Source organism: Nocardia mikamii NBRC 108933, from assembly GCF_001613505.1.
GTDB classification, from domain to species: Bacteria; Actinomycetota; Actinomycetes; order Mycobacteriales; family Mycobacteriaceae; genus Nocardia; species Nocardia mikamii.
Map to the genome: position 1 here is coordinate 608,400 of NZ_BDCM01000012.1, position 20,291 is coordinate 628,690.

The window sequence follows — 20,291 nt, forward strand, 5'->3', positions numbered from 1 at the left end:
AACGAGCGGCGGAGCGGCGGCGAGTCTGGTGCCGGCCCCCGTCCGCCCGTGCAAGCAACGCGCTCTCAGGCCGACAGAATGCGTTGCGCCGCAGCGGTTCCCGAGGCAGCGCAGGCCGGGACGCCGACGCCGTGCAGGTAGGCCCCGGCGACCGCCAGGCCGGGCAGTGCCGCGACCGCCGATTCGAGCTCCGCGATGCGAGTGGTGTGGCCCGGCGCGTACTGCGGCAGGCCACCGCGCCAGCGCTGCACGAGGGCGGTTTCCGGCCGGATCGGCAGTCCGGTGACGGTGGACAGATCGGCCACCGCGGCTGCGACGAGATCCCCGTCCGACCAGTTGAGCGGGGTGTCGTCACCGAAACGACCGAAGGATGCGCGCACCAGCGCCACATCGCGTTCGGCCAGATGCGGCCATTTGCGGCTGGAGAGAGTGAACGCCTTGGCGCGCAACGATTCTCCCGTGGCGACCAGGATGCCGGAATTGTCGGGCAAGGGTGTGTCGGCGGGAAGTCCGAGCGCCACCACGGCCGACGACGACAGTTCGATGGTGGCCGCGACCGCGGCGGCTTCGGGAGCGACCGCGCCCAGCAGCGCCGCGGTGACCGGGGCCGGGGTGGCCACGATCACCGCATCCACCTCACCGATGGGGTCGACCCGCCAGCCCGTGGCCGTCCGTGTCAGACCCGTTGCCGCGGTACCGGTTTCGACCTTCGGCGCGGCGGCCTCGCGCAGGGCGTCGAGGAGTACGCGATATCCGTCGCGCAGGCCGCCGAAGACCGGGGCAGTGGACGGCGGCGGCAGGGCGTCGGCGACCGCGCGAGTGAGATTCGGGGCCCCGGCATCGAGGGCGGCGGCCAGGGTCGGCAGCGCCGCCCGCACCCCGATCGACTCCGCCCGCCCGGCGTACACCCCGCCCAGCAGCGGATCGACACTGCGCCGCACCACCTGCGCGCCGAAGCGGTCCCCGACCAGTTCGGCGACCGAGACATCACCGCCGCGTTCCCAGCGCAGCGGCCGGGTGGGCTCGGTGGCGATGCGCTCCAGGGTGTCGGCGTCGACGAGGCCCGCCACGGCCTCGGGCCCGGCGGGAATGCCCATCAGGGTGCGTTCCGGCAGGGGGTGGGCGGCGCCGCCGGACCAGATCAGCGGTCGCCGACCGGCCGGGTGCACCAACTGCTCGGTCAGGTCCAATTCCGCGAGCAGCGCGGGGATTTCGGGGCGGCGGCCCACGAACGCCTCCGCCCCCAGATCCACCGGCTCGCCCGCCAGCTCGGCGGTGTGCAGAATGCCACCGAGCCGGTCGCGCCGCTCCAGCAACACCAGTTCGAGCTCCGAGCCGAGGGCCGTCCGCAGCCGATACGCCGCGACCAGACCACTGATCCCGCCCCCGACCACCACGACCCGCATAGCCTGCTCCTCACTCGTCGAGCGCGTCGGCGCCGCACCGCGCCTCTGCAACGTACCCGCCCGGAGACCAGCGCCCGGTCACCGCCTCGTGCGCTACCCCTGCCGACCCACGTCGCGCGTTACCCGACGTCGGCACCGGATCATCGCCGACCGCTACGATCCCGCCATGGAGGTACCCGACCTCGCCGAACTGATCTCGCTGTTCGAGGACGCACCGACCACCGAATACGACGACCTGGACTGGCCGGTCGGCAGGCACACCTTCCGGTTGACACGCGGACGGATCACCGTGCGGTTCGCCCTCGATCCGCTCGCCGGCGAGGTCGCCGTCACGCTCTTCGCCGACGAGCAGGAGGTCGCCCACCTCGGGCGGATCCGCACCGTGGACCGGCTGACGATCACGCGGGACCGATCCGGAGGCGAGGGTCTGCGGCTGTGGGCCCCGGCCGTCTCGAGCCGGCCGCTTGTCCTGCGCACTCGACCGGCGATAAGCCTGGCCTGGGACATACGCGACACCGGGCAGTGGTGAGCACGCCGGAGACGTAACCCACTGTCCGGCACCGGATTCGGTTACAACGGTGTGGGCAGGTCGTGGATCAGCTCGACCGCCGCGGTGATCGCGCCGGGGTCGGTGTCGGGCAGCACGCCGTGGCCCAGGTTGAAGATGTGGCCGGTGGCGCCGAGGGTGATCGCCTCGTCGGCCTCGTGGGCGATGCGGCGGATCTCCCGGTCGACGACCTCGCTACCGGCGAACAGAACAGCCGGATCGAGATTGCCCTGCAACGCTTTTCCGGGTCCGACCCGGCGCGCCGCGGCGGTCAGCGGCACCCGCCAGTCGACGCCGACGACATCGGCTCCGGCCTCCCCCATCACGCCCAGCAGTTCACCGGTGCCCACTCCGAAATGGATGCGCGGCACACCGGCTTGCCCGATCTCGGCGAAGACCCGTTCCGAATGCGGCAGAACGAATTCCCGGTACTGCGCCAGCGACAGCGCTCCCGCCCACGAGTCGAACAATTGCACCGCGTCCACGCCGGCCGTGATCTGGGCGCGGAGGAATTCCACGGTGATGTCGGTGAGCACACCGAGCAGCGCGTGCCAGGTCTGCGGATCGCCGAGCATGAGCGCCTTGGTCCGCTCGTGGTGGCGGCTCGGCCCGCCCTCCACCAGATACGACGCGAGAGTGAAAGGGGCACCGGCGAATCCGATGAGCGGCGTCTCGCCGAGTTCGTCGAGCAACAGCCGCACACCGTCGGTGACCGCGCCGACCTCTTCGCGTCGCAGCCGCGGCAGCGCGCGCACGTCGTCGACCGAACGCACCGGATTCGCGATGACCGGCCCCACGCCGGGCACGATATCGAGATTGATGCCGGCCGCCTTGAGCGGAACGACGATGTCGGAGAACAGGATTGCCGCGTCCACACCGTGACGGCGGACCGGCTGCATGGTGATCTCGCACACCAGCTCCGGGTCGAAACACGACTCCAGCATCCCGATGCCCGCGCGCAGTTCGCGGTATTCGGGCAGCGACCGGCCGGCCTGCCGCATGAACCAGACGGGACGGCGGCCGGGTCCGGCGCCGGTGGCGGCGGCGAGGAACGGCGCATCGGGCAAGCGGCGGCGGGTTGGTGTGCTCATCCCCGCTATCGTATGCCGCCGCCGAGCGCCTACCCGCGCGGCCGTCCCCGCCCGGTCACGGCGCCCATAGCGGCGCGCCTCCGCGTGCCGGACACCGGAGAGGTCTACCGTTCACAGTCGTGACACCGCTCGACTTCCGCGACGGCGCCGCACCGACCCCGGGCCCTGACAGCGAACCAGCCCAGTTTCGCGCCGCGGTCGATGCGATGGGCACCGCATCCGTCCATCCTCGGATCGAGCTCGCACCGATCCGGCCCCCACAACGCCTGGCACCCTATTCGTACGCCATCGGAGCCGAGGTCAAACATCCCGACACCAATGTCATCCCGGTCGATTCCGACGACGACGCCTTCGGCCGCCTGATCCTGCTGCACGACCCGAACGGGCACGAGGCCTGGCACGGGGTCTTCCGGTTGGTGGCCTACATCCAGGCCGATATCGACGCCGCGCTGGCCGGCGATCCGCTGCTGCCGGAGGTGGCATGGAGCTGGCTTGTCGACGCCCTGGAATCGCGCGGCGAGGAATTCACGGCCCTGGGTGGCACCGTGACCTCGACGAGTTCGGTCCGCTACGGCGATATCGCCGGGCCGCCGCGCGCCTATCAACTGGAGTTGCGTGCGTCGTGGACGGTCGGCTCGCCCCAGCTGGCCCCGCACGTCGAGGCGTTCTGTGAGGTGCTCGCCTACGCCGCGGGACTGCCGCCGGCCGGCATCACCCATTTGCGGCCGCATCCGCAGATTGCCGACGACCAGTTCTGAGCGACACGTAGAGTTCGGGCTATGCCCGAAGCCGACGAGTCCGACACCATCGCGAGGACATCACCGCCACCGCAGCAGCCCGCGCAGCACGAAGCGGACAGCGCGGTTCCTCTGCTCGCCCCGGCCGACGGCATCCCCCCGGTTCTCGATTCCGCCCGTGAGATCGCGGACGCGGCCACCGCGCTGGCCGCCGGTTCCGGCCCGCTGGCCGTCGACGCCGAACGCGCCTCCGGATTCCGCTACTCCAACCGGGCCTATCTGATCCAGTTGCGCCGACGCGGCAGCGGAACCTTCCTCATCGATCCGATTCCGGATCCGGCCGCGGTGGACGCGTTGGCGGCGGTGATCAACGACCTGGAATGGGTGCTGCATTCCGCCGACCAGGACCTGCCGTGCCTGGCCGAGTTGGGGCTGCGACCGGCCCGGCTGTTCGACACCGAACTGGGTGGCCGGTTGGCCGGATTCGAGCGGGTCGGCTTGGCCGCGATGGTGGCGCGGCTGCTGGGCCGGGAACTGCGCAAGGGGCACGGCGCCGCCGACTGGTCGACCCGGCCGCTGCCGCAGGACTGGCTCAACTACGCGGCCCTGGACGTGGAACTGCTGGTCGAGCTGCGCGACGAGGTCGCGGCCGTGCTGTCCGAACAGGGTAAATCCGACTGGGCCGCACAGGAATTCGACCATGTGCGCACCGCTCGCCCCGCCCCGCCGAAGCCGGATCGCTGGCGGCGCACCTCGGGCATCCACACGCTGCGGCGGGCGCGACAGCTCGCGACCGTGCGCGAATTGTGGACGGCCCGTGACGGTATCGCACGCCAACGCGATGTGGCGCCGGCGCGGATTCTGCCGGATTCGGCGATCATCGCCGCGGCGCAGGCGGACCCGAAGACCGTGCCGCAGTTGCGCACGCTGCCGGTCTTCGGCGGACCGCGGCAGCGGAGATATTCGCGGGAGTGGCTCAACGCGGTGGAACGTGCTCGCGCGCTACCGGATTCGCAGTTGCCGCCGATGTCGCAACCGTTCGACGGCCCGCCGCCGGTCAATCGCTGGGAGCGCCGCGATCCGGTCGCGGCGGCTCGTCTGGCCGCCGCCCGGGCCGCGATGAACCGGTTGTCGGAACGACACGCGGTGCCGGTGGAGAATCTGCTGACCCCGGATCTACTGCGCCGGCTCTGCTGGGACGGCCTGCCCGAATTCCGTACCGGCGCAACGCCGTCGGACCCGGCGGCCGCGATCGGCAAATATCTCGAGGCCGGCGGCGCCCGGACCTGGCAGCGTGAACTGGCGGTTCCCGAGCTGACCGCGGCGTTGTTCCCGGGGCCGGATCAGTCCTCGTAGACCGGGGTGCGCCGGTCGCGGCGGGCGCGGATGGCCTCGTCGAAATTCTCGGTCGTCAGCCGCACATACAGTTGCGCCGTACCCTCGTGCTGCATATGCGATTCCAGGCTGCCGGCCTCCATCCCGCTCCACAGCATGCGCTTGGTGAGTTCGGTGCCCACGCGGCTGTAGCCGATGATGCGTTCGGCCAGTTCGTAACACGTGTCGAGGAGTTTGTCGGCGGCGACCGTGCGCGACACCAGGCCGATCCGCTCGGCCTCGGCGGCGTCGATATCGCGGCCCGACAACATGATCTCGAAGGCCCGGGAGGCGCCGATCGCCCGCGGCAACAGATAGCTGATGCCGAGTTCGGCGGAGGTCAGGCCGTTGTTGATGCCGGCGGAACGGAAATAGGCCTGTTCCGACGCGATGCGGATATCGGTGGCCATGCTCAGGCAGAACCCACCGCCGATCGCGGCCCCGTTGATCGCCGCGATCACCGGCTGATGCATGCGCCGCAGTGCGGTCATCACATTGTCGAGCAGGTCCATCGAACGCCGCGCCACGGTGGTGCGGGTGAGGCCCTCGATATTCGGCACCCGGCCGGCGCCCTGCAGATCGGCGCCGGAGCAGAAGCCGTGACCCGCTCCGGTGAGCACGACGACGCGGACGTCGTTGTCGGCGGCCACCGACTCGAGCGTTTCCCGCAGCGGGATCATGACGTCGAACGCCATGGCGTTCATGCGTTCGGGCCGGTTCAGGGTGACCAGCGCGATCTGCGGACGAGGCTTCTCGACGAGCACGAACGACATGCGGACTCCTACCGGCGGCGAAAACTGTAACCGGTTTCAGAATCTACACCGCTCCACCGGTCAGCCACCGGGTAACGCGCTCGGCGATGTGCTCGGCCGTCAGGCCCAGCTCCTGATGGATCTGGGCCCGCGAGCTGTGCTCGAGGAACTGCTGCGGCACACCGAGTTCGCGGGTCGGCACGTCGAGTCCGGAATCGCGCAGCCGCGCCGAGACGGTGCAGCCGATACCGCCGTGCAGGCCACCGTCCTCCACGGTGACCACCATGCGATAGTTCTCGGCCAGTTTGACCACCGTGTCGGAGACCGGCAGCACCCAGCGCGGGTCCACCACCGTCACCGAAACTCCTCGGTCCGCCAGCAGATCCGCCGCGGCGACCGCGGTGGCGCCGAGCGCGCCGACGGCCACGAGCAGGACGTCACCGCGCACCGCCTGCGCCGAGGAGCCCTCCGGCATCCGCAGCACGTCGACGCCGTCGAGCCGTTCCAGCGCCGAAACCTCTTCGACGACAGGTCCTTTCGGGAAACGCAGCGCGGTCGGCCCGTCGGCGACGGCCAGCGCCTCGGCCAGCTCCTCGCGCAGGGTCACCGCATCGCGCGGGGCGGCGACGCGAATACCGGGCACGATGCCCAGTACCGACAGATCCCACATGCCGTTGTGGCTGGCGCCGTCGTCGCCGGTGATACCGGCGCGGTCGAGCACCAGGGTCACCGGCAGTTTCAGCAGCGCCACATCCATCAGCAGTTGATCGAAGGCGCGGTTGAGGAAGGTCGAATAGATCGCGACCACCGGATGCAGGCCGCCCAGCGCCAATCCGGCGGCGGAGGTCATCGCATGCTGTTCGGCGATACCCACATCGAACAACCGGTCGGGGAACCGCTCACCGAACGGCGCCAGCCCGGTCGGACCCGACATGGCGGCGGTGAGGGCGACGATGTCGTCGCGCTGTTCCCCGTGGCGTATCAGTTCCTCGGAGAACACCGACGTCCACCCCACGGTCTTGCCGCCGGTCGGCCGTCCGGTCTCGGGGTCGATGGCGCCGATGGAATGCATCTGGTCGGCGACGTGGTCGACCGCGGGCTGATATCCACGGCCCTTGAGCGTCACCGCGTGCACCACGACCGGACCGCCGAAATCCTTGGCGCGCCGCAACGCGGCCTCGAGCGCCACCGGATCGTGCCCGTCCACCGGGCCGACGTATTTGAGTCCCAGATCGCTGAACAGCTCCTGCGGGGCGACCGCGTCCTTGATACCGGCCTTGAGCGCGTGCAGCATCGAATAGGCCGAGCTGCCCACGCGCGGAATGCCCTGCACGAACCGTTTGGTGGCGTCGAGCGCCTGTTCGTAGGCGGGTTGCATGCGCAGCGCGGTCAGCCGGTCGGCCAATCCGCCGATGGTCGGCGAATACGAGCGGCCGTTGTCGTTCACCACGACGATCAGTGACCGATCCGGACCGGCGGCGATATTGTTCAGCGCCTCCCAGCACATACCGCCGGTGAGCGCACCGTCACCGACGACCGCGACCACGTGGCGATCCTGTCCGGTCAGCGCGAAGGCCTTGGCCAGACCGTCGGCATACGACAGCGAGGCCGAGGCATGGGAGGACTCCACCCAGTCGTGCTCGCTCTCGGCGCGGCTCGGGTATCCGGACAGGCCGCCGTGTTTGCGCAGCCGATCGAATCCGTCCTTGCGGCCGGTGAGGATCTTGTGCACGTAGGCCTGGTGCCCGGTGTCGAAGATGATCGGATCGGCCGGCGAGTCGAAGACCCGGTGCAGGGCGATGGTCAATTCCACCACCCCCAGGTTCGGACCCAGATGGCCGCCGGTGACCGCTACTTTGCGGACCAGGAACTCCCGAATCTCCTCGGCCAGTTCGCGCAGCTGCGGCACCGTCAGCCGGCGCAGGTCCTCGGGCGTATCGACCCGGGAAAGAACTCCCACCGTTCTCGCTCCCTCTCCGATGGCTCATCTGTCTCGAACAGTCTACGGAGCCGCATCCGCGCCCGACGACGGGAACGACCGGCGAGCTGCGACATCCGATATCGGTGTGAGGCTCGACATAGATCGACCGCATTACAGTGGGTGACTGCCCGTCCCGCCCGCAGGAAGGACGATATGACTGTCGAGCAGCAACGAGCCGACTCGTCGGCGCGGCAGCGACATGCCACCGTCACCACATTCGGACACGGTGTGGCGACCGCGACGCCCGACCGGATGCAGGTATCGATCTCGATCGAAACCCGCGCCGAGGCGGTGGCCGTCGCCTACGGCCGGGCCGGCGAACGCACCGCCGCGGTCACCGGCGCCCTGCGCGCCGACGGGGTGGCCGCGAGCGATATCGCCACCACCGGCTTGTCCGTACGGACCGAGACGATCTGGACCGAGAACGAGGGCACCCGCATCACCGGTTACGTCGCGACCACGTCGCTGACGGTCAACCTGCACATCCCCGGCGCTCCCACCGCCGATCTCGGTACCGCGAACACGGCCCGCTCCGACGCGACCGCACCGGCCGATCCCGCCGCCGTCATCGCCCGTGCCGTCGAGGCCGGGGGCGACGACGTACGCCTGGGCGGGTTGAACCTCGCGGTCGCCGACCGCGCCGACCTGCTGATCCGAGCCCGCGAGGCGGCATGGGACGACGCCCTCGACCGCGCCCGCCGCTACGCCGCGCGGGCCGGCCGCAGCCTCGGATCGGTGCTCGAGATCACCGAAAACGCCGCGGGCACACCGGAACCCCGAGGCGACATCCGTTTCGTCGCCGCCCGTTCGGCCGCCCCCGGCGCCCCGGTCCCCGTCGAATACGGCGAACACGAGGTCACAGCCGACCTGCGAGCCACCTGGCACTTGGCCTGAGCAGCAACGATTGTCACCGGAAGCCGGTTACCGCCCGCGTTCCCGTCACGCCCGTTCGAGCAGGGCCAGACACTCCACATGGTGTGTTGCGGGAAAGGCGTCGAACGCGCGCAGTTCGCGCACCCGGTACCCCGCCTCGCGGTACAGGCCCACGTCGCGGGCGAAAGCGGCTGGGTCGCAACCGATATGAACGATGCGCGCGGGCGCGGCGGCAGTGAGCGGGGTGACGACCTGCTTCCCGGCGCCCGCACGGGGCGGGTCGAGGACGACGACCTGCGGGGCCCGGTCCTGGGTGGCGATCCAGCGTTCCACCCGATCGGCGCGCAGGTCGACGGCGGGGAGATCGCGCAGCGCGGCGGCACCGTCCGCGACCGCCGAGCGAGCCGATTCGATACCGAGCACCGATCCGCGCGGTCCCGCCTGTTCGGCCAGCCGGGCGGCGAAAACGCCTACGCCGCAATATAAATCCCAGGCGGTGGCGCCCGGATCGAGGCCTGCCCAGTCGGCCACCACATCGGAATAGCGTTGCGCCGCATCGCGATGCGGCTGCCAGAAGCCCGTCGCCGAGACGTCCCAGCGCCGGCCCGCCACGTATTGGACGGCCCGTCCGCTGCCGGACATCACCCGCTCGCGGCGGCGGGCATGGGCCGCGGCACGACGAGCGGCGGTGGCGCGACGGTCGCCTCCTCGGCGCGGCGGCGTGGACGGCGCGGCGAGTTCCACCACGTGCCGCATACCGTCGGCGTCCACCGCGATCACCAGTTCCGCACCGGGCGTCCATCTGCTCTCGGCGATGCCGTCCACCGCACCCGAAACCGGTTGCGGGCAGCGCAGATCCGCGATCACGTCACTGCTGCGATAGCGATGGACGCCCGCCCGGCCTTCGGCGTCGACCACCAACCGGACCCGGGTCCGCCACCCCGTTTCGGGCACTTCGCCGGATCGCTCGGGAGCCGCTCCTCCCGCGAGCGTCTCGTCGCCGGGTCCCTGCGGCAGTGGTTCCACGACGATGTCGGTGTCCCAGTGCGCGAGACGCCGCAACTGCTCGCGCACCACCGCCGCCTTCAGGCCGCGCTGAGCTTCGGGCGTGGCGAAGGCGATATCGCAGCAGCCGGCGCCGCCGGGACCGGAAACCGGGCAGTTCGGCGCCACCCGGTCCGCGGACGCCTCCAGGATCTCGATCGCCTCGGCGCGGCAGAACGAGCCGCCGCGGTCCTCGGTCACCCGGGCGCGCACCAGCTCACCGGGCAGGCCGTGGCGGACGAACAGCACCCGGCCCTCGTGCCGGGCGATACAGAAACCACCGTGGCCGGGTGGCCCCAGCCGCACCCGCAGTGTGCGACCGGACCACTCCGGCCCGGCACTCACGAACGATCCTCGTAGCCGCGGCGAACCGCGCCGGGTGCGTTGACCACTTCGGGACGGCGTGCCTTGGCCGACGAACTCAACTGCCACGGCACACTCGTCACCATCACACCCGGCTCGAACAGCAGCCGGCCCTTGAGCCGCAGCGCACTCTGGTTGTGCAGCAACTGCTCCCACCAGTGGCCGACCACGTATTCGGGGATGAACACCGTCACCACGTCGCGCGGCGAATCCTTGCGCACCCGCTTGACGTAATCCACCACGGGCTTGGTGATTTCGCGGTACGGCGATTCGATCACCTTGAGCGGCACCGGAATATCGCTGTCGGCCCACTCCCGGACCAGCGCCCGGGTGTCGGGTTCGTCGACGTTGACGGTGACCGCCTCCAACGTGTCCGGCCGGGTCGCCCGGGCATAGGCGAGCGCGCGGCGCGTCGGCAGATGCAATTTCGACACCAGCACGATCGAATGGGTGCGGCTGGGCAGGACGCCGGTGAACTCCTGCTCCTCGAGTTCGCGCCCGACCGTGTCGTAGTGGCGGCGGATCAGCCGCATCAGGCCGAAGATCGCGGCCATGGTGACGATCGCGATCCACGCGCCCGCCAGGAACTTCGTGATGAGCACGATGATCAGCACGGCGCCGGTCATGGTCAGGCCGATGGCGTTGATCACTCGTGAGCGCAGCATCCGCCGGCGCACGGCCGGATCGGTTTCGGTGCGCAGCAGCCGCGTCCAGTGCCGCAGCATGCCGGTCTGGCTCAGCACGAACGAGACGAAGACGCCGACGATGTAGAGCTGGATCAGCCGGGTCACCTCGGCGCCGAACAGCACCACGAACGCGATCGCGGCGCCGGACAGGAACAGGATGCCGTTGCTGAACGCCAGCCGGTCGCCGCGGGTGTGCAGCTGCCGGGGCAGGAACCGGTCCTGCGCGAGAATCGAGCCGAGCACCGGGAAACCGTTGAAAGCGGTATTGGCGGCCAGCACCAGGATCAGCGCGGTGACGATGGTGATGTAGAAGAAGCCGACCGGGAAGCCGGAGAAGATCGAGTCGGCGAGCTGCGCGATGAGGGTCTTCTGCTCGTAGCCGGGGGGCGCGCCCACCAGATCCGCCCTGTCCGCGGCGAAGACGACGCCGAGTTTGCGCGCCATGAGGATGATCCCCATCAACAGGGTGACCGCGATGGCGCCGAGCATCAGCAGTGTGGTGGCGGCGTTGCGGGATTTCGGTTTGCGGAAGGCCGGCACGCCGTTGCTGATCGCCTCCACACCGGTCAACGCCGCACATCCGGAGGAGAACGCGCGCGCTATCAGGAAGGCGAAGGCGATGCCCTGCAGATGTGACTCGTTGCCGTTGAGGCTGAATCCGGACGATTCGGCATGCAGATCGTCGCCGAAGACGAAGATCCGCACCACGCCCCAGGCCAGCATCAGGAAGACACCGATCATGAAGCCGTAGGTGGGAATCGAGAACGCGGTGCCCGATTCCCGCACGCCGCGCAGATTCACCGCGGTCAGCAGGACGATCGCCGCCACCGCGAACAGCACCTTGTGGGTGGCCACGAACGGCACCGCGGAACCGATGTTCGACGCCGCCGAGGAAATGGAGACCGCGACGGTGAGCACATAGTCGACGAGCAGCGCGCTGCCCACGGTGAGCCCGGCCATCGGGCCGAGATTGACGGTGGCGACCTCGTAGTCGCCGCCACCGGACGGATAGGCGTGCACGTTCTGGCGGTAACTGGCCACCACGACCGCCATCACGGCAGCGACCGCCAGCCCGATCCACGGCGTGTAGACGTAGGCGGACAGGCCGGCCGTGGAGAGCACGAGGAAGATCTCCTCGGGCGCGTACGCCACCGACGACAGGGCGTCGGAGGCGAAGACGGGCAGCGCGATCCGCTTGGGCAGCAGGGTATGTCCCAGGGAATCGCTACGGAAAGGGCGGCCGACCACCATACGCTTGACGGCCGTCGTCAACTTGGACACTCGGCACAGCATAAGGGCATGGCCTCGAGGGGCATAGCGGGCGGTTCACTCGCGTTTCGGTGCCGGCGAATGGGGGAACGTGCTGCGGGGAACCGTCAACGGGTACGGTTCCCCCGAGAGGGAACCAGACCGCACACCACGGTTTTCGGCGGAATTGGGGTTGACACGGTGTACGTAGTGATCATGGGGTGCGGCCGAGTCGGCTCCGCATTGGCGCGCGCCCTGGTCCGGATCGGCCACGAGGTAGCCGTGATCGACCGGGATCCGGGCGCATTCCTGCGGCTGGGCAAGGACTTTCCCGGTGAGCGAGTCACCGGCGTCGGCTTCGATCGGGGGGTGCTGACCCGCGCGGGCATCGAGCGCGCCGGGGCGTTCGCCGCGGTGTCCAACGGCGACAACTCCAACATCATCTCCGCGCGCGTCGCCCGCGAGACCTTCGGCGTGGAACGGGTGGTGGCCCGCATCTACGACGCCAAACGCGCGGCGGTCTACGAGCGGCTCGGCATCCCGACCATCGCCACCGTGCCGTGGACCACCGACCGGTTCCTGCGCACGCTCACCGGCGACGAAACCACCGCCACCTGGCGCGATCCCACCGGTACCGGCTCGGTCACCGAACTCGTCCTGCACGAGGACTGGTACGGGCGTACCGTGCGTGATCTGGAGGACGCGGTGCCGGTGCGGGTGGCCTTCCTGGTCCGCTTCGGACAAGCGCTGCTGCCCACCAGCAAAACGGTGCTGCAGGCCGACGACACGGTCTACATCGCCGCCGTCTCCGACAAGGTCGGCGAGGCCGTCGCCGTCGCCGCCACCGCACCTTCGAGCGAGGACAAGTCGTGAACGTAGCGATCGCGGGAGCAGGCGCCGTCGGCCGCTCCATCGCCCAGGAATTGCTGCGGGGCGGGCATCGGGTGACCCTGCTCGAGCGGCGGCTCGACCATATCGACCCGACTGTCGCACCCTCGGCCACCTGGATGCACGGCGACGCGTGCGAACTCGAACTGCTCGAGGAAGCGGGCCTGCAGGACTACGAGGTGGTGATCGCGGCCACCGGCGACGACAAGGCGAATCTCGTGTTCAGCCTGCTCGCCAAGACCGAATTCGGGGTGCGCCGGGTGGTCGCACGGGTCAACGATCCGCGCAACGAGTGGCTGTTCGACGGTTCCTGGGGCGTGGACGTCGCCGTCTCGACACCGCGGCTGCTGGCCTCGCTGGCCGAGGAGGCGGTCTCGGTCGGCGACCTGGTCCGGCTGATGACGCTGCGTCAGGGCCAGGCGAATCTGGTCGAGATCACCCTGCCCACCGACACCGCGCTGGCCGGCCGCGCGGTCCGTACGCTGTCGCTGCCGCGCGACGTCGCCCTGGTGACGATCCTGCGCGGCGGCCGGGTGATCGTCCCGCAGCCCGACGATCCGCTGGAGGGCGAGGACGAGCTGCTGTTCGTGTCCACGGTGGAGGCCGAGGACGAACTGCGGCGCAGCCTGGCCACGGAACCGGCGGGCGCGGCGCCCGCCGGCGCGGAGCCGCCCGCCTCGATCTGAGCCTCGCTCAGGCGCTTTCGGGGACGAGCTGCGCGCGCAGTTTGGTCAGCGCGCGATGCTGCATCACCCGGACCACGCCGGGGCTCGTGCCGATCGCCTCGGCGGTCTGCGCGGCCGTCCAGCCGAGCACGATCCGCATCACCAGCACCTCACGATGGGCGGGCGCGAGGATCTTCATCAGCTCGCGGGTGGCCTGGCGGCGTTCCAGATTGAGCGCCAGCTCCTCGGGGCCCGGCGCGGTGGAGGCGCTGTCGGGGAATTCGGCCACCGGATACGACGGGTGCTGCTGGGCGCGGCGGAACGCGTCGGCCACCTTGTTCGCGGAGATGCCGTAGACGAAGGCCAGAAACGATTTTCCCTGATCGCGGTAGCGGGGAATCGCGGTGACGGTCGCGATGCAGATCTCCTGCGCGATATCGTCGGCGGTGACGTGCGGGTTGTTGCTGCTTCCGACGCGCGCGGCGCAATAGCGGCGTACCAGCGGATGCACGATGCGGATGATCTCGGTGACCGCGCGCTGATCGCCCGCGGCGGCCGGCCCGATCAGGCGGTCCAGTTCGGCGGCGGCGCGGCGGCTGTCGGAACCCGCGGGCGCCGATCTCGGTGACCGCACTCCCGCACCCTTCGCCGGACCGGGCGCCGTCACCGTGTCGTTCTCGGTATCCACCGGGGATCCTCTCGCCGATCGCTACTGACTAACACGATCGTGCGCCGAAACCGGTTCGCGGAATAGATACCCCAGGGGTGGGTTCACCCCACCCCATCGTTGCGTGCCCCCAGAATTGTTGGCGTCAAGCCGACTTCGAGTCGGTTCGGTCCGCCGGGCGAACGTCCGGAGAGCTATTCGGTGGCCGAGGAGACCGGCATATGGCCGGCGCGGCGCACCGCCCACACCGTCACCAGCAGGGCGACCGCGGTCAACGGCCAGCCCATCGCGATACGGGCGGCGGCGAGCCAGCCGGTGCTGTCGGTGTCGTAGAAATGGTTCTGCACCAGGTAGCGGGCGCCGAAGACGATCACCCACACCACCGTGGCCAGATCGTAGAGTCGCATCGCGCGCCGATCCGACCGCCAGCTGTGGCCGTGGCCGTTGAGGACTCCCCAGATCACCCCGGCCAGCGGCCAGCGCACCAGCAGCGACACCAGGAAGACCCCGGCGTAGACCAGGCTCGCCCAGATACCGAAGAGGAAGTATCCCTTCGCCGCGCCGGTGCGGTGGGCGATGAAGGCACAGACCGCGACCCCGATGAATCCGGAGATCGCGGGCTGGATCGGCGAACGGCGGATCAGCCGCCAGACCAGGACACCGGCGGCGGTGGCCAGCGCCGTCCAGATGGCGGCCGTCAGACCCCACAGCGTGTTCGCGGGGACGAATACCACCACCGGCAACGTGGAATAGATCAGTCCGCTGATACCGCCGAGTTGCTCGAGCAGCGTCTGCTGGATCTCCTCTTCGCGGTCCTCGCCGGTGTAGGCATGGTCGTCATCGCCGGCGGCCGGATGGCGTGCCGGAGATTCACCGCCGGACTCACGAAGCCGGTGACGTCCGCGCCCCGCAACAGGTTTCGCGCGGAGTCCGGCCACGGCGGCCGGGTCGGCGCCCTCGTCGTTGTGGGGTATGGGCATACGTCAGGAATTCTCGCGGAGTTCGTAGTAGGGGTTGAACATCACCTTGGCGCCATCGCGTTCACCGATGCGACCACGGACCAGGATACGGCGTCCCGATTCGACACCGGGTATGCGGCGCCTGCCGATCCACACCAGCGTCACCGCATCGGTGCCGTCGAAGAATTCGGCCTCCACCGAAGCGCTGGCCGATTTCGGACAGGCCTCCACACTGCGCAATCGCCCCAGCATGGTGACCTCTTCGCCACGTCGGCATTCCGCCGCCCTGCACGCGCCCGAGGCTTCGGAGGTCTCCGCCAGCTCCTCCGCATCGAGCACGTCGAGATCGGCCGTCAGACGACGCCCCAGACGCCGGAAATAACCGCTGTCGGGGCCTACCTTGCCCGCGGCACCGGAACCCGCCTTGTTTCCGCCTGTGAAAGGCATCTTGCAACACTTCCTGCACTACAGACGGCGTGGGTCACACGTCGTCGGTTTCCCACACGAACGGCTGATGGGCCGTACACCGCCACTGTAGATGCACCCGGACGCCCTCGCTACGGGAGCCCGGCACCACCGAGACGGCGCTGACCGCACCGTTTGCTGGGTTCCCCGCCGATCCGCGCGCGAACCCTCGGATTCGAGTGGTCGACAACACGTTTTCCGGGCCTCGCGAGGCGGGCTCGCCCGGCCCACCGGCTAGGCTGCGGCCCGTGTCAGAGCTACCCCGTTCCGGCGGCCCGGGCCCGGCCGTCGTCGTCGCCCTGCCGGGGACCGGATCCGACGCCGACTTCGCCCGGCGTGCGTTCGAATCCGCTTGTGCCGCAATGGATCTGCCGTTCCTCGCGGTGGAACCGGATCCGCGGACGGTGGTCGCGAGCTGCCGGGCGGCCCTCGACGAGGCGGCCCGCACCGGGCCGGTGCTCGCCGCCGGAATCTCGCTGGGCGCCGCGATCGCGGTGGAATGGGCCGCTGTCCACCCGGAATCGGCGTTCGGCGTGGTCGCGGCCCTGCCGGCGTGGACCGGCTCCGACATCACGGGGTGCCCGGCGGCCCTGAGCGCGGCGGCGACGGCGGCTCAGCTGCGCGCCGACGGCCTGGAGCCGGTCATCGAGCGGATGCGGGCGGGCAGCCCGGCCTGGCTGGGACGGGCGCTGACCCAGTCGTGGCGCACCCACTGGCCCGATCTGCCCTCGGCACTGGAAGAGGCCGCCACCTACGCTTGGCCGGACACGGAATTGCTTGCGGCACTGCGGGTTCCGACCGCGATCGTGGGCGCGATCGACGATCCGGTGCATCCACTGACCGTCGCCGAACAGTGGTACGAACTGATCCCGCGGGCGCGCATCCACCGCATCACCCTCGACGAACTCGGCGCCGATCCGGGGATTCTCGGCGCCCGGGGCATCCCCGGCCTGATCCCGCCCCGACCGCAGGCGTGACGGCCGCTGGGCGCCCGCGCTACCGCGGGCGCCCAGCGCCGATCAGTTGCGACCGAGTTGCTGCATCGCCGACCCCTCGGCGCCGCGGCGCGGTCCCTGCTGTTCGGCGGTGACCACGGGGAACGTGCCCGTCGCGGCCGCCTCGGCCGCGGCCGCCTGCGCGGCCAGCGCCTGCTGCTGCGCCTCGACCTGCTGCTGATGCGCGGCGATCAACTGGTCGGCGAGTTCCTGCGGCAGCACCACCGGCAGCGGTTCCCGCACCGGCATCGGCTCGTCGCCGCGACGCACGACGGTTTCGGCGAGGATCGCGCGGGCCGCCTCGACCAGCGGACCGCCCTCGTCGGCGGCGCCCGACGGCCCCGCCGCCACCAGCCGGACCATCCAGCGATAGCCGTCGACACCGATGAAACGCAGATCGGCGCCCTCGGTCACCGCGTGCAGCTCACGGCCCCACGGCCCGGTCTGCACCGAGACCTGCGCGCCGTCGGCCCGCAGCGAATCGGCCAGGTCCGCGGCGACGGTCCGCCACTGGCCCGGCGACTTGGGTGCCGCGTAGGCAGCCACGGTGAGACGTCCGTGTGGGGTCGCCAGATGGACCGCCTGCGGCGTGCCGTCCGGTGTCATCTCCACCTGCAACTGACCGCCGTCGGGGACGGGGAGCAGTACCGACCCCAGATCGAGATGCTGATCGGAGATCTCGGCCAGGATCTCGGACACCTCTTCGTAATCGAAGGGCCCGGTCCGCGGTGCGGAATCCTCGGCCTCGCCGTCCTCGTCGTCGTAGTCGCCGGAGTCGTATTCGTCGTCGTATTCGTCGGTGTCGTATTCGTCGTCGTACTCGTCGGCGTAGTCGGAGTCGCCGGCGTCGGCGTCGTGGTCGAGGGGTTCGGCGTCGTAGCCGTCGTCCTCGGCGTACGCCTGCGCACCGGCATATCCGGAATCACCCGCGTAGCCGGATGTCGCAGCGGGCTCCTCGGCGTAGGCATCGGCGTAACCGGGAGTTTCGGCGTACGCGTCGCCCGGGTGCGCCCCGGCCGGCTGCCGGTAGGGGTCGGCAACAGCGAAACCGCCTGTGGCCGGGCCGGATTCGGCGGGATCGTAACCGTGGTCGGCGTAGGGGTCCGGCACCGCCGCACGCGGCTGCGCGGGCTCGCGATAGCCGGCGTCGACATCCACGGGGCGATGGCGCCCTCGCTGCGGGTGGCCGTAGTCGGCGTCACCGGAATCCGGGCGCTGGTGTGCGGGCACAACGGGATGCCGGCCGGTAGCCGTCGGCGCGGGCGCCCCCATCGGCTCCTGCCTGCGTCGCGGCGGAAGCGGAGTTCCTGCGGGCGGGCTCGCCGGGGCCGGCCTCCCGCCCGGCAGCGCACCCGGGCCCGGCGCCGGGCGTCCCGGTCCGGGACCAGCGGGAAGGCGTGGGACCGAGCCCGTCGGGGGGCCTGCCGGGTTCGGTCCGGGCGGAATCCGCCGGACCGCTCCCGTCACCGGCCCGGCCGGTCCGGGCGCTGCGCCGGGAAGCCGCGGCACCGCACCCGTGCCTTCCGGCCCCGGAGGATTGCGCCAGGTCGGGCCCGTACCGGCCGGAGGGCCGGGATGGCGCGGCACCGCACCGGTGTCGCGCGGGCCGCCGGGAACACGCGGCGTGGCCCCGGTGCCGGCCGGTCCACCCGGAATCCGCGGCGTCGCACCGGTTCCCGCCGGCCCGCCGGGAACACGCCGGGTCGCCCCGCTACCGACCGGGCCGCCGGGAACACGCGGCGTCGCACCGGTGCCGCCCGGACCGCCGGGAACCCGTGGCATCGCGCCCGTACCCGCCGGGCCGCCGGGGATACGCGGGAGCGCACCCGTGCCGCCCGCCTGCCGCGGCGGCAGCGGGCCGGGCGGAATCCGCGGAATCGGCCCGGTGTCGTCCATATCTCCGTGCGCCGGCGGCAGATCCTGCCGCGGTCCGCCCGGCGCTCGCCGCGGCGGACGGGCCGCCGCCTCACCGCGCGGCGGAGTACCGGGGCGCGCCGGAACTCGTGCGTGCGTGCCCGTCTCGTACGGGTCCGGTCGCCCGCCGGGATATGGAGGAGGCACCGATCGGCCGGGCGAACCGTATCCGGGCGGAGTCATCTCGTGGTCCGGCTCCGCGCGGCCGTGCCGGCCCCCGGTGCGCCCGGCCGGGTACTCCGGCTCGGAATAGCCGGTGGCGTAGCCGGATTCGCCGTACTCTCCCCCGTCCCCCAGATCCGGTGCCCGATGGGTCCCGGTCCGGTAACCGCCCTCGGCGTATCCCTCGCCGTAATAGGAATCGCCGTAGTCGGTGTCGTCCCGCTCGGAGTCATGATCGGATCGATGATCTCCACGGCCGAACATGTTCATACCTCCCCTCCGGCGCGGCCCACCCCGCCGGATTGTGGCGACAGACTGTGGTGTCCGCCGCTCGACCCGTAACCGCCTGCGCCGCGCGTTGTGTCGTCGAGCTGGTCGACCTCCACGAAATCCACCAGTTCCACACGCTGCACCAGCAATTGTGCGATCCGATCGCCGCGACGCAACTGAATCGCCGTACGCGGGTCGTGATTGATCAGGCAGACCTTGATCTCACCCCGGTAGCCGGCATCGACCGTGCCGGGCGTGTTGACGACGGACAGACCCGTCTTGGCGGCCAGCCCCGACCGGGGATGAATGAGGCCGACGGTGCCCACCGGCAACGCGACGGCGATTCCGGTGCCGACGAGCACCCGCTCGCCCGGCTCCAGGATGACGTCTTCGGTGGTGCACAAATCCACTCCGGCATCGCCCGGGTGCGCACGCGTGGGCACCGGGACGCCGGGATCGAGCCGCAGCAGAGGTATGGGTGCAAGTCCGGTCACGTCCAGCGAGCCTACGCGTCCGGCGGCCGGGCCGTGGGAGCGCCGGGCCCCGATCTGGCGGCAACGATCGACGGCGGTCGCCGACGGCGCGCAGCGGCTCCCGCCGACAGCGAATATGTCGGCCTGACCTAGCATGATGTGGTGTCCGACCAGTCCCACGCAGTACCTCCCCACGAGTCTCCGGCGCGCGCGCACGCCGACGCCCCCGCCGCGGTCTACTCCGAACGGTTGTGGGTCCCGCTGTGGTGGTGGCCGGTGGCGTTGGCGGTGACCGGTCTGCTGGCCGCCGAAATCCATATGGGCGCGCCGGGAATCCGGGCGTGGCTGCCGTACGTGCTGCTGTTCCCGGTGCCCGTCTGGGCGCTGATATGGGTGAGCCGCCACCGGGTGGAGGTGGCGCCGGATGCCGACGGCATCCTCGAATTGCGCGCGGACCGGGCCCACCTACCGGTAACGTATGTATCCCGGGCGGTGGCGGTGCCGGCCAGCGCGAAAAGCGCGGCACTGGGTCGTCAGCTCGACCCGGCCGCATTCGTCCAGCATCGTCCGTGGATCGGGCCCATGGTCCTGCTCGTCCTCGACGATCCGGACGACCCCGCTCCGTACTGGCTGATCAGTACGCGTAAACCCGAGCAGGTACTGGCCGCGCTCGGCGTGCCGAGCGCGGGCTGACGAGACCTGCCGGGCTGTTTGTCGTCGTTTCTTCTTGC

At 70.6% G+C, this 20,291-nt stretch carries 18 protein-coding genes and 1 pseudogene; 8 read left to right on the forward strand and 11 right to left on the reverse strand.

The annotated features are described in order from the left end of the window. Nucleotides 1–65: 65 nt before the first annotated feature. On the reverse strand, nucleotides 66–1,406 hold the full coding sequence (locus tag NMI01S_RS17705) for a protoporphyrinogen oxidase (RefSeq protein WP_062998502.1): 1,341 nt from the start codon (nucleotides 1,404–1,406) through the stop codon (nucleotides 66–68). A 166-nt stretch (nucleotides 1,407–1,572) separates the two neighbouring features. Between NMI01S_RS17705 and NMI01S_RS17710 the strand changes: the two genes are divergently transcribed. Further along, a complete protein-coding gene (locus tag NMI01S_RS17710; RefSeq protein WP_062998504.1) occupies nucleotides 1,573–1,935 on the forward strand; it encodes a hypothetical protein in 363 nt (120 codons plus the stop codon). Nucleotides 1,936–1,976: 41 nt separating this feature from the next. Here the strand turns inward: NMI01S_RS17710 and hemE are convergent, their stop codons facing one another. Next, nucleotides 1,977–3,044 carry a uroporphyrinogen decarboxylase gene (gene hemE / locus NMI01S_RS17715; protein WP_062998506.1) on the reverse strand — a complete coding sequence of 356 codons (1,068 nt, stop codon included), beginning with the start codon at nucleotides 3,042–3,044 and terminating at the stop codon, nucleotides 1,977–1,979. A gap of 119 nt (nucleotides 3,045–3,163) precedes the next feature. On the opposite strand from hemE, the gene NMI01S_RS17720 reads away from it, so the two are divergent. Both NMI01S_RS17720 and NMI01S_RS17725 read left to right on the forward strand, forming a co-directional pair. Further along, nucleotides 3,164–3,802, forward strand: a complete 639-nt coding sequence (locus NMI01S_RS17720) for a DUF3000 domain-containing protein (protein ID WP_081879712.1) — start codon at nucleotides 3,164–3,166, stop codon at nucleotides 3,800–3,802. Between the two features lie 21 nt (nucleotides 3,803–3,823). Then, nucleotides 3,824–5,137 (forward strand): HRDC domain-containing protein, encoded by a 1,314-nt coding sequence (locus NMI01S_RS17725; RefSeq protein ID WP_084513030.1) that lies wholly within the window; start codon nucleotides 3,824–3,826, stop codon nucleotides 5,135–5,137. On the opposite strand, the gene NMI01S_RS17730 is transcribed toward NMI01S_RS17725, so the two are convergent. Both NMI01S_RS17730 and dxs read right to left on the reverse strand, forming a co-directional pair. Beyond that, nucleotides 5,125–5,928 carry an enoyl-CoA hydratase gene (locus NMI01S_RS17730; RefSeq protein WP_062998508.1) on the reverse strand — a complete coding sequence of 268 codons (804 nt, stop codon included), beginning with the start codon at nucleotides 5,926–5,928 and terminating at the stop codon, nucleotides 5,125–5,127. The two genes, NMI01S_RS17725 and NMI01S_RS17730, sit on opposite strands and share 13 nt — an antisense overlap. Nucleotides 5,929–5,971: 43 nt before the next feature. Further along, entirely contained in the window at nucleotides 5,972–7,867 is a 1,896-nt protein-coding gene (gene dxs / locus NMI01S_RS17735; RefSeq protein WP_062998510.1) for a 1-deoxy-D-xylulose-5-phosphate synthase, read from the reverse strand. A 174-nt stretch (nucleotides 7,868–8,041) separates the two neighbouring features. Between dxs and NMI01S_RS17740 the strand changes: the two genes are divergently transcribed. Beyond that, a complete protein-coding gene (locus NMI01S_RS17740; RefSeq protein WP_062998512.1) occupies nucleotides 8,042–8,782 on the forward strand; it encodes an SIMPL domain-containing protein in 741 nt (246 codons plus the stop codon). Nucleotides 8,783–8,827: 45 nt separating this feature from the next. Here the strand turns inward: NMI01S_RS17740 and NMI01S_RS17745 are convergent, their stop codons facing one another. Both NMI01S_RS17745 and NMI01S_RS17750 read right to left on the reverse strand, forming a co-directional pair. Next, complete coding sequence (locus NMI01S_RS17745; RefSeq protein WP_062998514.1) at nucleotides 8,828–10,150, reverse strand: class I SAM-dependent RNA methyltransferase; 1,323 nt, start codon at nucleotides 10,148–10,150, stop codon at nucleotides 8,828–8,830. After that, entirely contained in the window at nucleotides 10,147–12,135 is a 1,989-nt protein-coding gene (locus NMI01S_RS17750) for an APC family permease (protein WP_062998783.1), read from the reverse strand. The genes NMI01S_RS17745 and NMI01S_RS17750 overlap by 4 nt, the downstream gene beginning before the upstream one ends. A gap of 168 nt (nucleotides 12,136–12,303) precedes the next feature. Between NMI01S_RS17750 and NMI01S_RS17755 the strand changes: the two genes are divergently transcribed. After that, nucleotides 12,304–12,975 carry a potassium channel family protein gene (locus tag NMI01S_RS17755; protein ID WP_062998516.1) on the forward strand — a complete coding sequence of 224 codons (672 nt, stop codon included), beginning with the start codon at nucleotides 12,304–12,306 and terminating at the stop codon, nucleotides 12,973–12,975. Continuing rightward, on the forward strand, nucleotides 12,972–13,676 hold the full coding sequence (locus NMI01S_RS17760) for a potassium channel family protein (RefSeq protein ID WP_062998518.1): 705 nt from the start codon (nucleotides 12,972–12,974) through the stop codon (nucleotides 13,674–13,676). The genes NMI01S_RS17755 and NMI01S_RS17760 overlap by 4 nt, the downstream gene beginning before the upstream one ends. A 7-nt stretch (nucleotides 13,677–13,683) precedes the next feature. On the opposite strand, the gene NMI01S_RS17765 is transcribed toward NMI01S_RS17760, so the two are convergent. The 3 genes from NMI01S_RS17765 to NMI01S_RS17775 all read right to left on the reverse strand — a co-directional run bounded on the left by NMI01S_RS17765 (nucleotide 13,684) and on the right by NMI01S_RS17775 (nucleotide 15,728). Then, nucleotides 13,684–14,343, reverse strand: a complete 660-nt coding sequence (locus tag NMI01S_RS17765) for a sigma-70 family RNA polymerase sigma factor (RefSeq protein WP_369689915.1) — start codon at nucleotides 14,341–14,343, stop codon at nucleotides 13,684–13,686. Nucleotides 14,344–14,516: 173 nt separating this feature from the next. After that, nucleotides 14,517–15,302 (reverse strand): DUF3159 domain-containing protein, encoded by a 786-nt coding sequence (locus tag NMI01S_RS17770; protein WP_439956269.1) that lies wholly within the window; start codon nucleotides 15,300–15,302, stop codon nucleotides 14,517–14,519. 3 nt (nucleotides 15,303–15,305) lie between these two features. Continuing rightward, complete coding sequence (locus NMI01S_RS17775; RefSeq protein ID WP_051756768.1) at nucleotides 15,306–15,728, reverse strand: OB-fold nucleic acid binding domain-containing protein; 423 nt, start codon at nucleotides 15,726–15,728, stop codon at nucleotides 15,306–15,308. Nucleotides 15,729–15,994: 266 nt separating this feature from the next. Between NMI01S_RS17775 and NMI01S_RS17780 the strand changes: the two genes are divergently transcribed. After that, nucleotides 15,995–16,723 (forward strand): alpha/beta fold hydrolase, encoded by a 729-nt coding sequence (locus NMI01S_RS17780; RefSeq protein WP_062998520.1) that lies wholly within the window; start codon nucleotides 15,995–15,997, stop codon nucleotides 16,721–16,723. A 42-nt stretch (nucleotides 16,724–16,765) separates the two neighbouring features. Here NMI01S_RS17780 and NMI01S_RS34925 read toward each other — a convergent pair. Both NMI01S_RS34925 and dut read right to left on the reverse strand, forming a co-directional pair. Then, nucleotides 16,766–17,596: pseudogene (locus NMI01S_RS34925) on the reverse strand (DUF3710 domain-containing protein); the annotation flags it as partial. A 1,487-nt stretch (nucleotides 17,597–19,083) separates the two neighbouring features. Beyond that, nucleotides 19,084–19,581, reverse strand: a complete 498-nt coding sequence (dut, locus tag NMI01S_RS17790) for a dUTP diphosphatase (RefSeq protein ID WP_062998790.1) — start codon at nucleotides 19,579–19,581, stop codon at nucleotides 19,084–19,086. A 228-nt stretch (nucleotides 19,582–19,809) separates the two neighbouring features. Here dut and NMI01S_RS17795 point away from each other — a divergent pair, with 228 nt between their 5' ends. Then, on the forward strand, nucleotides 19,810–20,253 hold the full coding sequence (locus NMI01S_RS17795) for a DUF3093 domain-containing protein (RefSeq protein WP_039779414.1): 444 nt from the start codon (nucleotides 19,810–19,812) through the stop codon (nucleotides 20,251–20,253). Nucleotides 20,254–20,291: the final 38 nt, after the last annotated feature.